Here is a 12599-nt window from a genome sequence, read left to right as displayed (position 1 = left end):
GCCGCTTCAGTCTTGCATCTCGCGGCCGGTGAGCCGCAGGAACACATCTTCGAGATTCGCCGGCCGGTGCAGATAGCGCAGGTCCGAGCGAGGGCGCAGCTTCGCATGGATCGGCGCGGGGTCGTCGACGTAGCAGAACAGCGTTTCGCCGCTGATTTCGGTGCGCTTCGCGCTCGATGCCAGTTCGTCGCGCAGCGCGGCCGGGTCCGGGCCGTACACCTCGATCACGTCGCAGCCGATCTCCGTTTCGATCAACGTCCTGGGCGTGCCCTCGGCGATCTTGCGGCCTTCCTCGATCACGCAGACGCGATTGCAGAGCCGCTCCGCCTCCTCCATGAAATGCGTCGTGAGCAGGATGGTCTTGCCGCGCGCGAGCAGCGAGCGCAGGCGTTCCCAGATCAGATGACGCGCCTGCGGATCGAGACCCGTGGTGGGTTCGTCCATCACGAGCACGTCGGGATCGTTGACGAGCGCGCGCGCCAGCGTGAGGCGCCGGCGCATGCCGCCGGACAGCTCGCCCACGCGCGCGTCGGCCTTGCTTTCGAGCCGCGCGAATTCGAGCAGCGGCGCGACGAGATCGCGCGTTTGTTGCGCCGACAAACCGAAGTAGCGGCCGAACACGAGCAGGTTCTCGCGCACGGTGAAGTCGGGATCGAGGTTGTCGAACTGCGGCACGACGCCCACGCGCGCGCGCGCGTGGCGGGCGCGCGCGGGCACCGGTTCGCCGCACAGGCTGATGCGCCCCGCGTCGGGCGCGACGATGCCGAGCAGCATGCGCAGCGTCGTGGTCTTGCCCGCGCCGTTGGGTCCGAGCAGACCGAAACATTCGCCGGGCACGACCTCGAACGACAGTCCGTTGACGACCGCGCGGTCGCCGTAGTGTTTGATGACCTGCTCGAATTCGATGGCGGCTGCGGGCATGGACAAAATGGGAAAAGGTCGACGTGGGCGAAAGGGCGCGAAGCCGAGGCGGTCCATTCTAGTGCATCGCTGCGCCGCGAGCGGGCAGCGGGAGCGTTGCGCGCCGTGTTGCGGCGCGAATCGGTGCGCGGGCGCAAGCGGCGTGCGTCCTGTCAGGAAACCATCGGCAAAAATCTGGCGTTTTTTGATGCCGACCTGGCGTTTTCCAACCCTTGCATCGCCAATTGCGGCGCACGATCATGAGAATCGCACAGCCCGCACTTCATGCGGGTAGGGAGAAATGATCATGGCGAGCTACAAGAAAATCCTGCTCTGTTACGACGGCTCGCGCGAAGGCCGCAAGGCGCTGCGCTGCGGCGCCGACCTTGCGCTCGACTTGCAGGCCGAAACGCATCTGCTCTCGGTCGTCGACATGCGCTCGTCCATCGCTCAAAGCGCGGGGCTGCTGACCGATGTGGCGTGCGGCCGCTTCGAGGAAACAGCGCGCGAGATTCTTCAGGAAGGCGTGGATTGGCTCACCGAGCGCGGTGTGCGCGCGCAGGGGCACTTTGCATTCGGGCATCCGATCGACGAAATCGCAAATCTCGCCATCGAACTGAACGTCGATCTCGTGGTGGTCGGGCATCGCTGCCGCACCGGGCTTGCGCGCTGGTGGATGGGCGCGGGCAATACGCCGCTGCTCGATCGCGTGTCGTGTTCGATTCTTGTGGCGTGTTCGTCGGCGGCCGAGGAAAAACAGCAGCAAGCCGCCGCTTGAGATTGCCCTGACAGGCGCCGCTCTGAGTGACGCATTGAGCGGCGCAATTGAGCGGCCCAATTGAGCGGCCCAATTGAGCGGCTCAATCCAGTGCGAAGCCGGTTCGCCCCGGAACCGGCTTTGCGGCGATGCTTTTACGGCAAACGCCGTTACGGCGAATTTGCCGCGCTTCCCTCATTGAGCTCGACCGCCGCGAGCTTCCAGAAAAAAAGCCCGTGGCGCTGAAGGATGGCGGCGTAGTGCTCGCCCGTCGTGCCGCGGTCCCATGTGAGCGCGAACTCATTGAGGCTGCGATAGCCCGCCGCGGTAACAGGCCGTGATCCCGGTGCAGGCGTGCCCGGGGCGGTTTGCACGGGCGGAGCAGGTTGAGCGGGTGGTGCGGGCGCGGCGGCCGGCGGCGCTGCGGGCGCCGGTTGCGTTGATTGAACAGGCGGCGCCGGCTGCGCGCCCGAGGTTTGCGGCGCGGGCGCCGCGGGTTGTTCGCCCGGCTTGCCCGTGGGCGGCATGCCGTTGAGCAGTGCGGCCACACCATCGGGCGTAGCGTAGGCGTCCACGAGCGGGCCGATCAACGCCGCGCCGATCACCGCGCCGAGCAGCAAAAGCGGATTGCTGCTGTGCTGCGCGTGAATGCGCTGCTGCAACAGCGCGCCAACTTGCTGCTTCAGACTCACGCGCAGCGCCGGGTAATCGACGTATTCGTTGAGCGTGGCGGCGTCGCGCGCGTCGGCAGCGGCTTTCATGCGATTCACGGCGATATACGGCGACGCGTAGCCATAACCGAGTACCGCAACGGTAGCAATCACCGCGACGGTGATCGCAAGGGGCTTTTTCCAGCTTGAGGTATTCGCGAGCGGCTCTGTCATAAGGTGGGCGTGATCGTTCGGTCAAGGATTGACCGCCATAAAGCGAAAACGATCCCGAAGCACAAACAGAACCCGCATCGCGGCGCGTCCTTTTTTGCGACGCGCGTGCCTTATTTCGCGAGCGCGGCCGGCAAGTCGGTCGGTTGCTCGGCAATGCAGCGGTCGATCGCGCGGCACACCGCGTCCACCGTGCCCACCAGAATGAGCCGCGACGGGCCGTGATAGACGCGCACCGGCGCGCGGCGCGCGGGTTGGTCGACGTTGAGCGCGCTGTTGAGCGAAACACGCGCGAACGCCGGCTGTGCCGAGGGCAGCGGCGGCAGGTCGGCCGTGCTGGTGGCGACGAGGTTGGGCGCGTTGTCGATATCGTCGAAGAGCGAGCCGTTGATGGCGGCAGCCGTGGCGCGCATCTCGCGCGCGGCGCACGAGGCGATTCCACGCAGATGACGCAGGCGGCCGAATTGACGGAAGGGCAGCAGACGGGCAAGGCGTTCCATGACTCTCTCCAGACGGATATCAGCGGATTTTTAGAATTCGGTGGGGCGAATCAAGCCGACCGCGATGCCTTCCAGCGCGAATTCCGCGCTGCCGGACTCGACGAAAATATTGTCGTAGTCGGGGTTTTCGGCGATCAGCTCCAGGCCGTTCGGGCGGCGCTTGAGGCGTTTGACCGTGACGTCGTCGCCAAGACGCGCCACGACGATCTGGCCGTCCTTCGCCTCGGCCTTCTTCTGCACGGCGAGCAGGTCGCCGTCGAGAATGCCGGCGTCGCGCATCGAAAGACCGCGCACTTTCAGCAGATAGTCGGGGCGGCTCGAAAAGAGCGCCGGGTCGCACATGTAGTTCTGCGAGATATGTTCCTGCGCGAGGATCGGGCTGCCCGCCGCCACGCGGCCGACGAGCGGCAGCGCGAGCTGCATGATGCTCGCATGCGGCAGCGTGAACTGATGCGGCAGCTCGTCGCCCATGGGCACGAGACGGATGCCGCGCGAGGCGCCCGCAGCCAGCTCGATCACGCCCTTGCGCGCCAGCGCGCGCAAATGTTCCTCGGCCGAATTGGCGGAACTGAAACCCAGCTCCGCCGCGATTTCGGCGCGGGTGGGCGGGAAGCCGGTGCGCTCGATCGCCCGGCGGATCAGATCGAAAACCTGCTGTTGTCGTGCGGTGAGTTTGGTCATGGCGCCACTGTATGTTTAAACAGGTGACTGTATTTTTATACAGTATTTGCCGCTTTTCAAGTGTTACTTGAAGTTCGTCGCCCCGATGCCTTGCCGATGCCGCCGCAGCAGCGTTTCATGGCGCCCTGACGGACGGAAAAATGCCGTTGCAGCGGTTTCCTCTGTCGCTTACCACTTTTGCGTATTAAAAAATGAAGAAACATTATTTTTAATGATGTAAGCGGATCGCTAGACTGGCCTCCATCGTTAGCGGCAACTGAGTCGGCAACTGAGCGGCAACTTGCCGGCAACCACATACGGGCACGGAGAACAGATAGATGGTCACGGAATCGGGGAAATTGGCGGGGAAAGCGGCGGAGAAAGCGCCGCGAGCAGGCTGGCTCAGGACATGGGCGGCGAGGCTGGCGCTCGGAGCGGCGCCGCTGATCGTGCCGGTCGCGGCATTGCTGGGCGGCGCGGCGGCGCTGGCGCCCGTGGCCGCGCATGCCGATACCGCGCTGCTCAACGTCTCCTACGACCCGACGCGCGAGTTGTATCAGGACATCAACGAAGCCTTCATCAAGCAGTGGAAGGCGAAGACGGGCGAAACCATCACCATCAAGCAGTCGCATGGCGGCTCGGGCGCGCAGGCGCGTTCGGTGCTCGACGGCCTGCAAGCCGATGTCGTCACGCTCGCGCTCGCCTGGGACATCGACGCGCTCGCCAACAAGGGCCTCGTCGCGAAAGACTGGCAAAAGCGTCTGCCGGACAACGCCTCGCCGTACACCTCGACCATCGTGTTTCTCGTGCGCAAGGGCAACCCGAAGCACATCAAGGATTGGGACGATCTCGCGAAGCCGGGCGTCTCGATCGTGACGCCGAATCCGAAAACCTCGGGCGGCGCGCGCTGGAACTACCTTGCGGCGTGGGCCTACGCGCTGCATCAGCCGGGCGGCAACGAGCAGAAGGCGAAGGAGTTCGTGACGAAGGTCTACAAGAATGCGGGCGTGCTCGATTCGGGCGCGCGCGGCGCGACCACGAGCTTCGTGCAGCGCGATATCGGCGACGTGCTGATCGCCTGGGAAAACGAGGCGTTTCTCTCGCTCAAGGAATTCGGCCCCGACAGGTTCGAGATCGTCGTGCCTTCGGTGAGCATTCTGGCCGAGCCGCCCGTTGCCGTGGTGGACAAGGTCGTCGACAAGAAGGGCACGCGCAAGGTTTCGGAAGCCTATTTGCAGTTCCTTTATAGCGAGGAAGGTCAGGAGATCGCCGCGAAGAACTTCTATCGTCCGCGTTCGACCGCGGTGCCCGCGGCGCTCACGGCGAAGTTTCCGAAGCTGAAGCTTTACACGGTCGACGACACGTTCGGCGGCTGGGCCAAGGCGCAGAAGACGCATTTCGCGGACGGCGGCGTGTTCGACTCCATCTATCAGCCGCAGTAAGGCGCGAGCGGGACGCTACGACGCAAGGCAGCAACCGAAAGCATCGGCCGCGCACAGGAACGACGCGGCCGCATAACAACGAAGCGCGCCCACGGGCGCGCTTTTCGGCGCAAAAAAGCGCAACCCATGTCTGGACGACGAGCATGACGACGTTTCGATTACGCAAGCCCAGTGCGCTGCCGGGATTCGGCCTGACGCTCGGCATCACGGTGGCTTACCTGAGCCTCGTGGTGCTGATCCCGCTGGCCTCCACCTTCCTCAAGACGGCGACGCTCGACTGGAGCCAGTTCGTGCGCGCGGTGTGGTCGCCGCGCGTGATCGCGTCGTATCGGCTCACGTTTCTTTCGGCGCTCGGCGGCGCGCTCATCAACGCCGTGTTCGGCTTTCTGCTCGCGTGGGTGCTCGTGCGCTACACGTTCCCGTTCAAACGCATCGTGGACGCGCTCGTCGACTTGCCGTTCGCGCTGCCCACCTCCGTGGCCGGCATTTCGCTCGCGGCCGTGTACGCCGGCAACGGCTGGATCGGCCAGTACCTGCAACCGCTCGGGCTGAAGATCGCCTTCACGCCGCTCGGCGTGCTCGTGGCGCTCACGTTTATCGGCTTGCCGTTCGTCGTGCGCACGGTGCAGCCCGTGCTGGAAGAGTTCGAGCGCGAGCAGGAGGAAGCGGCCGCGTGCCTCGGCGCCTCGCGCGCGCTCGTGTTTCGCCGCGTGATCTTGCCGGCCGCGCTGCCCGCGCTGCTCACCGGCTTCGCGCTCGCGTTCGCGCGCGCGTTGGGCGAATACGGCTCGGTGATCTTCATCGCCGGCAACGTGCCGATGAAGTCGGAGATCACCTCGCTGCTCATCATCACCAAGCTCGAACAATACGACTACGCGGGCGCGACGGCGCTGGCGGTGGTCATGCTCTGCGTGTCGTTCGTCATGCTGCTCATCATCAATACGTTGCAGTGGTATCTGCAACGCCGCACGAGCCGGGGCATCACCGGCGCGGGCGCGCCGCAGGCCGTGGGCACGACCGCCAGCGGCGCGGCGCTGGGCGGAGGTGCGCAATGAGCACGTCCGCACGACGCAACGCGGGGCGTCCCGATACTGGGCGTCCCAATACTGGTCGTCCCGATCCCGTCACCGAAGCCGCCTGGGTGCGCTGGTTGTTGACCGGCATCGCGCTCGCGTTTCTCGCGCTGTTTCTCGTGGTGCCGCTCGTCGCCGTGTTCTGGCAGGCGCTCAGCAAGGGCATCGGGTTTTATTTCGACTCGCTCGCCGACCCCGACGCGCTTTCGGCCATCAAGCTCACGCTCATCACCGCTGCCGTCGCGGTGCCGCTCAATCTCGTGTTCGGTCTGGTCGCCTCGTGGACGATCGCCAAGTTCGAGTTTCGCGGCAAGGCGCTGCTGACGACGCTGATCGACCTGCCGTTCTCGGTGTCGCCGGTGATCTCGGGCCTCATCTACGTGCTGATGTTCGGCGCGCAAGGCTGGCTCGGGCCGTGGCTCGAAGACCATAACGTGCAGATCATTTTCGCGGTGCCGGGCATCGTGCTCGCGACGATCTTCGTGACGTTCCCGTTCGTCGCCCGCGAGCTGATTCCGCTGATGCAGGCACAGGGCAGCGACGAGGAGGAAGCCGCGCACGTGCTGGGCGCCTCGGGCTGGCAGATGTTTCGCCGCGTGACGCTGCCGAATATCCGCTGGGGTCTGCTGTACGGCGTGATCCTCTGCAACGCGCGCGCGATGGGCGAATTCGGCGCGGTTTCGGTGGTGTCCGGGCACATTCGCGGTCAAACCGACACGATGCCGCTGCACGTGGAAATCCTCTACAACGAGTACAACTTCGCGGCCGCGTTCGCCGTGGCCTCGCTGCTGGCGCTGCTCGCGCTCGTGACGCTCGGTTTGAAGCTGCTCGCGGAGCGCCATATGTCGTCGGAAACGCGCGATGCCGGCGCGCTGCCCGCGCATCTCGGGCCGCAAGCGGCACAAGAGACACCGGCGGGGACACCGGCGGGGACACCGGCGACACAAGGGACATCGGCGACACAGGCCGCGCCGGGCGGCGCACGTCAAGGCGTTGCGCGTCAATCGCTGCAATGAGCATTCACGGGTCCGGCGCAGCGGCGCTCGAGCGTGCGCGCCGGACCGAAACAGGAGAGCGGTAAATCATGGGCATCACCGTCAGCAATCTGCAAAAGCGTTTCGGCGACTTCACCGCCCTGGACAACGTCTCGCTCGACTTTCCGCCGGGCGAGCTGGTCGCGTTGCTCGGGCCTTCGGGCTGCGGCAAGACCACGCTGCTGCGCGTGATCGCCGGGCTCGAATACGCCGATGCGGGCCAGGTCGTGCTGCAAGGCCAGGACGTGGGCGAGGTGGGCGCGCGCGAGCGCCAGGTCGGTTTCGTGTTTCAGCATTACGCGCTGTTTCGCCATATGACGGTGTTCGAGAACGTCGCGTTCGGCCTGCGCGTGAAGCCGCGCAACGAGCGCCCCTCGGAAGCCGTGATCCGCGAAAAGGTGCATGAACTGCTCAGGCTCGTGCAGCTCGACTGGCTCGCGCAGCGTTACCCGTCCGAACTTTCGGGCGGCCAGCGTCAGCGTATCGCGCTTGCGCGCGCGCTTGCCGTGGAGCCGAAGGTGCTGCTGCTCGACGAGCCGTTCGGCGCGCTCGATGCCAAGGTGCGCAAGGAGCTGCGTTCGTGGCTGCGCCGGTTGCACGACGATCTGCATATTTCGACGATCTTCGTCACGCACGATCAGGAGGAGGCGCTCGAAGTGGCCGATCGCATCGTCGTGATGAATCACGGCCACGTGGAGCAGGTGGGCAGCCCGCAGGACGTCTACGATCATCCGCAGACGGCGTTCGTCTACGAATTCCTCGGCGCGGCGAATCGTCTGCGCGGGCGCGTGGACGCGAACGGTTTCGTCGCCGATGGCGCGGCGCAGCCGATTTCGGTGACGGCGAGCTTTCAGGGCCCGGCGCTCGCGTTCGTGCGGCCGCACGATCTCGTGCTGCATCGTCAGGATTCGACGGGCGCCGCGCATCGCGACGGCATCGTGGTCGACGTGCGGCGCGTGGTGACGCTCGGCGGTTCGGTGCGCGTGGAGCTGGAAAGCCGCACGGGCGGCGCGCTCGAAGCGGAACTCGATCGCGACTCGTGGCGCGCGCTCGGGCTTTCGGTGGGCGAGGGCGTGACGGCGGTGCCGCGCGGTTTGCGCGTGTTTCCGGCTCAAGGCGCATGATGCGCAAAGCGCGAAGCCCGGCGAATGTCGTCGAACGCCGTCGACGTATCGGCACATAACGAAAAACGGTCCGCAGTCCCGGAGAGAAGACCATGAATTTTCAGCAATTGCGTTTCGTGCGCGAAGCCGTGCGCCAGAACATGAACCTGACCGAAGTGGCGAACGTGCTTTACACGTCGCAGTCGGGCGTGTCCAAGCAGATCAAGGATCTGGAGGACGAACTCGGCGTCGATATTTTCATCCGTCGCGGCAAGCGCCTGACGGGGCTCACGGAGCCGGGCAAGGCGGTGCATCAGCTCATCGAGCGCATGCTGCTCGACGCGGAAAACCTGCGCCGCGTGGCGCGCCAGTTCGCCGATCAGGACAGCGGCCATCTGGTGGTGGCCACCACGCACACGCAGGCGCGCTACGCGCTGCCGAAGGTCGTGCATCAGTTCCGCGAGGTGTTTCCGAAAGTGCATCTCGCGCTGCGCCAGGGCAATCCGCAGCAGATCGCGCAGATGATCATCAACGGCGAGGCCGACATCGGCATTTCCACCGAAGCGCTAGACCGTTTCCCCGACATCGTGACGTTCCCGTGCTATTCGTGGCATCACGTCGTGGTCGTGCCGAAAACGCACCCGCTCGTGGGCCGCGAAAACCTCACGCTCGAAGAGATCGCCGAGTATCCGATCATCACCTACGACCAGGACTTCACGGGCCGCTCGCACATCGACCAGGCGTTCGCCAAAGTGGGCGTGGTGCCCGACGTCGTGCTGACCGCCATCGACGCGGACGTCATCAAGACGTACGTCGAACTCGGCATGGGCGTGGGCGTGGTGGCGGCGATGGCCTACGACGCGAAGCGCGACGGCGAACTCGTGGCGCTCGACACGCAGCATCTGTTCGAGGCCAGCACGACGCGCGTGGGCTTGCGCAAGGGCGCGTTCCTGCGCCAGTACGCATACCGGCTGATCGAGATGTTCGCGCCGCAACTCACCGAGGCGCAGATCGCGAGCCAGTTGCGCGAAGCGGCTTGAGGTTTGATGAAGTCGTTTCGCCGCGCGGGCCGTGCGACGGTCCAATGACGTCCCGCCGGCCCCTGTATTCATCGTTCGGTCATTTGGCCGTTCGGCCAGGTGGCGGCGCGCGGCGAATCGCTTAAAATCGCCGCCATGAACACTTCCGCTTCGACTTCCTCCGCGGCAACGCTGCCGCGCATCGCGGTGCTCGCCACGGGCGGCACCATCGCGGGTTCCGCGCCCGACGCGTCGAACACGGCCGGTTATCAGGCCGGCGTGATCGGCGTGGCGCAACTGCTCGCGGCCGTGCCGGGCCTCGACGCCATCGCGCATATTCACGCCGGGCAAGTCGCGAGCATCGACAGCAAGGACATGTCGCTCGCGCTCTGGAGCACGCTCGCGCAGCGCGTGAACGAACTGCTCGCCAGCGACGAGATCGACGGCGTGGTCATCACGCACGGCACCGACACGCTCGAAGAAACCGCGTATTGCCTGCATCTCGCGGTGAAAAGCGCCAAGCCGTGCGTGCTGACGGCGGCCATGCGGCCCGCTTCGGCGTTGTCGGCGGACGGTCCGCTCAATCTGCTCAACGCCGTCACGCTGGCGGCAAGCGGCGCGGCGGCGGGGCAGGGCGTGCTGGTCGCGTTCAACAATCGCATTCATTGCGCGCGCGACGTCGTGAAGGTCAGCACTTACGCGGTGGACGCGTTCCAGTCGCCCGAAGTCGGCGCGCTCGGCTGGGTGCAGGACGGCCGCGTGGAGTTTCAGCGCAAGGCGCTGCGCCCGCATACCGTCGATACGCCGTTCGCGGCGCCGGCGCAGTGGCCGCTCGTGGAAATCGTGGCGAGCTACGCGGGCGTGTCGCGCGTGGCCGTGGACGCGCTGGTTGCGGCGGGCGTGCGCGGGATCGTGGTGGCGGGCACCGGCAACGGCTCGATTCACGGCGCCGTGCAGCAGGCGCTGGCCGACGCGGCGGCGCGGGGCGTGGCCGTCGTGCGCGCGTCGCGCGTGGGTTCGGGGCACGTGATGCACAACGGCGCGGCGAAGGACGACGCGCTCGGCTTCGTTTCGGCGGGCACGCTCAACCCGTACAAGGCGCGCGTGCTGCTGCTGCTCGCGCTGGCCGCGGGCATCGGGGAGAAGGCGGCGTTGCAGCGCCTGTTCGACACGTACTGATCCACGTACCGGATATCGAAGGCGCGCCGTCGCGCAGCCAACGAAGCGCGCTAAGCAAAAGAAAAGGGCATCCGACGTGCGGACACCCGATGACGACGTCTGACCGACCAAGGCTTCCCCGCCGTCACCGGGCGCCGCTTTCGGACCCCACTGGCCGCCCTCAGCCCAGAGCGGCACCGATTTGCTCCGCGACGGTTGCCGCCGCCGCGAAGCGCCCCACTGTCGGCCTGCGCGTGCAGGCCTGTTCGGTTACGCGGCCTTCACCTGCGCGGCCGGTTGCGCGATCTCGAAGTTCGCCATCAATTCGAGCGCGCGAATCATCGCCGAGTGGTCCCACGCCTTGCCGCCGTTCGCCGCGCACACGCTGAACAACTGCTGCGCGCTCGCCGTGTGCGGCAGCGCGAGACCCAGTTTGCGCGCGCCGTCGATGGCGAGATTCAGATCCTTCTGGTGCAGCTCGATGCGAAAGCCCGGGTCGAAGGTGCGCTTCGTCATGCGCTCGCCGTGTACTTCGAGGATGCGCGACGAGGCGAAACCGCCCATCAAGGCCTTGCGCACGCGCTCGGGATCGGCGCCCGAGCGCGCGGCGAACAGCAGCGCTTCGGCCACGGCCTCGATATTGAGCGCGACGATGATCTGGTTCGCGACCTTGCAGGTCTGACCCGCGCCGTTGTCGCCGATCAGCGAGATGTTCTTGCCCATCAGCTCGAACAACGGCTTTGCCTGATCGAACGCCTTTTGCGGGCCGCCCACCATGATCGTGAGCGTCGCTTCGCGCGCGCCCACTTCGCCGCCGGAAACCGGGGCGTCGAGATAATCGCAGCCGAGCGCGTTGATCTGCTTTGCGAACTGCTGCGTTTCGAGCGGCGAGATCGAGCTCATGTCGATCACGAGCTTGCCGGCGCCGAGCCCCTTGGCGACGCCGTCGTCGGCGAACAGCACGTTCGCGACGTCGGGCGTGTCGGGCACCATCACGATGACGATGTCCGCGGCTTGCGCCACGGCCGTCGAGTCGGCCGCCACTTCGGTTTTCGCGCGCAGGTCGTCGGGCACCGGGTACTTGCCGTTCACCGTCAGCGTGTGGCCGCCCTTGAGCAGGTTGCGCGCCATGTGCGCGCCCATGATGCCGAGTCCGATAAAGCCAATCTTTGCCATCTTGTGCGTCTCCATTGATGCGAATTCAGGGTTGTTCAGTGCGCCCGCGCGTCAGGCCAGCTCGGCTGTGCGCTGCTTCGCGCCGCGCAGCCAGCCGAGGCCGTCGACCGTCGTGGTGCGCGGTTTGTATTCGCAGCCCACGTAGCCGTCGTAACCGAGCGTGTCGAGCAGGTCGAACAGGAACGGGTAGTGGATTTCGCCCGTGCCCGGCTCGTTGCGGCCGGGGTTGTCGGCAAGCTGGACGTGCGCGATCTTCGCGAAGTGCTTCCTGATCGTCGCGGCCAGTTCGCCTTCCATGCGCTGCATGTGATAGATGTCGTATTGCAGAAAGAGGTTGTCCGAGCCGGTCTTTTCGATCACGTCGAGCGCTTCGGCCGAACGGTTCAGCGCGAAGCCCGGAATGTCGTACGAGTTGCACGGTTCCACGAGCAGGCGAATGCCTTCGCGCTTGAGTTCGCCGGCCGCGTAGCGCAGGTTGTCGACGATCGTCGCGAGCGCCGTGTCGCGGTCCACATCGGCAACCGGAATGCCGACGAGGCAGTTGAGCTGCGGCACCTTGAGCGCTTTCGCGTACTCGATCGCACGCCCGACGCCTTCCTGGAACTCGCCCTTGCGCGCGGGCAGGCAGGCAATGCCGCGCTCGCCCGCGTCCCAGTTGCCGGCGGGCAGGTTGTGCAGCACGAGTTTCAGGCCGTTCGCTTCGAGCCGCTCGGCGAGTTCGGCGGCCTTGTACGGATACGGGAACAGGAATTCCACGGCATCGAAGCCCGCTTGCGCGGCTGCGGCGAAACGGTCGAGAAACGGCGTTTCGTTGAACAGCATGGTGAGATTCGCGGCGAATTTCGGCATGAGTGTGTGTCTCGGGGCAAGGAGTGGGAAGAAACCGCTTTTCGCGG

Annotated in this window: 13 protein-coding genes; 7 read left to right on the top strand and 6 right to left on the bottom strand. The window is 65.9% G+C overall.

Translation table 11 applies throughout. The annotated features are described in order from the left end of the window. Positions 1-6: 6 nt before the first annotated feature. Positions 7-921 (bottom strand): nodulation factor ABC transporter ATP-binding protein NodI, encoded by a 915-nt coding sequence (nodI, locus tag U5805_RS17355; RefSeq protein WP_322104722.1) that lies wholly within the window; start codon positions 919-921, stop codon positions 7-9. A gap of 286 nt (positions 922-1207) precedes the next feature. On the opposite strand from nodI, the gene U5805_RS17350 reads away from it, so the two are divergent. Then, positions 1208-1678, top strand: coding sequence for a universal stress protein (locus tag U5805_RS17350; protein ID WP_322104721.1), 471 nt, complete (start codon positions 1208-1210; stop codon positions 1676-1678). Positions 1679-1827: 149 nt separating this feature from the next. On the opposite strand, the gene U5805_RS17345 is transcribed toward U5805_RS17350, so the two are convergent. The 3 genes from U5805_RS17345 to lexA all read right to left on the bottom strand — a co-directional run bounded on the left by U5805_RS17345 (position 1828) and on the right by lexA (position 3719). Then, positions 1828-2541, bottom strand: coding sequence for a DUF2939 domain-containing protein (locus U5805_RS17345; protein WP_322104720.1), 714 nt, complete (start codon positions 2539-2541; stop codon positions 1828-1830). 110 nt (positions 2542-2651) lie between these two features. Continuing rightward, positions 2652-3038 carry a hypothetical protein gene (locus U5805_RS17340; protein WP_322104719.1) on the bottom strand — a complete coding sequence of 129 codons (387 nt, stop codon included), beginning with the start codon at positions 3036-3038 and terminating at the stop codon, positions 2652-2654. 30 nt (positions 3039-3068) lie between these two features. Further along, positions 3069-3719: a transcriptional repressor LexA gene (lexA, locus tag U5805_RS17335; RefSeq protein ID WP_322104718.1), complete on the bottom strand. Its 651-nt coding sequence runs from the start codon at positions 3717-3719 to the stop codon at positions 3069-3071. A gap of 317 nt (positions 3720-4036) precedes the next feature. On the opposite strand from lexA, the gene U5805_RS17330 reads away from it, so the two are divergent. The 6 genes from U5805_RS17330 (at position 4037) to U5805_RS17305 (ending at position 10548) form a co-directional block, all read left to right on the top strand. Next, positions 4037-5140, top strand: coding sequence for a sulfate ABC transporter substrate-binding protein (locus U5805_RS17330; protein WP_322104717.1), 1104 nt, complete (start codon positions 4037-4039; stop codon positions 5138-5140). 143 nt (positions 5141-5283) lie between these two features. Further along, positions 5284-6195 carry a sulfate ABC transporter permease subunit CysT gene (cysT, locus tag U5805_RS17325; RefSeq protein WP_322104716.1) on the top strand — a complete coding sequence of 304 codons (912 nt, stop codon included), beginning with the start codon at positions 5284-5286 and terminating at the stop codon, positions 6193-6195. Next, the gene (gene cysW, locus U5805_RS17320) at positions 6192-7229 is read left to right on the top strand and encodes a sulfate ABC transporter permease subunit CysW (protein ID WP_322104715.1); all 1038 of its coding nucleotides are present in this window, start codon (positions 6192-6194) and stop codon (positions 7227-7229) included. The genes cysT and cysW overlap by 4 nt, the downstream gene beginning before the upstream one ends. A 68-nt stretch (positions 7230-7297) precedes the next feature. Beyond that, positions 7298-8371 (top strand): sulfate ABC transporter ATP-binding protein, encoded by a 1074-nt coding sequence (locus tag U5805_RS17315; protein WP_322104714.1) that lies wholly within the window; start codon positions 7298-7300, stop codon positions 8369-8371. A gap of 92 nt (positions 8372-8463) precedes the next feature. Next, positions 8464-9390 (top strand): CysB family HTH-type transcriptional regulator, encoded by a 927-nt coding sequence (locus U5805_RS17310; protein ID WP_322104713.1) that lies wholly within the window; start codon positions 8464-8466, stop codon positions 9388-9390. A 135-nt stretch (positions 9391-9525) separates the two neighbouring features. After that, positions 9526-10548, top strand: a complete 1023-nt coding sequence (locus U5805_RS17305) for an asparaginase (protein WP_322104712.1) — start codon at positions 9526-9528, stop codon at positions 10546-10548. A gap of 249 nt (positions 10549-10797) precedes the next feature. Here the strand turns inward: U5805_RS17305 and U5805_RS17300 are convergent, their stop codons facing one another. Both U5805_RS17300 and hyi read right to left on the bottom strand, forming a co-directional pair. Beyond that, a complete protein-coding gene (locus tag U5805_RS17300; RefSeq protein WP_415914621.1) occupies positions 10798-11718 on the bottom strand; it encodes a 2-hydroxy-3-oxopropionate reductase in 921 nt (306 codons plus the stop codon). A 36-nt stretch (positions 11719-11754) separates the two neighbouring features. Further along, positions 11755-12552 carry a hydroxypyruvate isomerase gene (gene hyi, locus U5805_RS17295; protein WP_322104710.1) on the bottom strand — a complete coding sequence of 266 codons (798 nt, stop codon included), beginning with the start codon at positions 12550-12552 and terminating at the stop codon, positions 11755-11757. Between the last annotated feature and the right edge of the window lie 47 nt (positions 12553-12599).

It is taken from the genome of Paraburkholderia sp. J41 (assembly GCF_905220235.1).
Taxonomy (GTDB): Bacteria; Pseudomonadota; Gammaproteobacteria; order Burkholderiales; family Burkholderiaceae; genus Paraburkholderia.
This window is presented reverse-complemented; position numbering and strand designations above follow the sequence as displayed.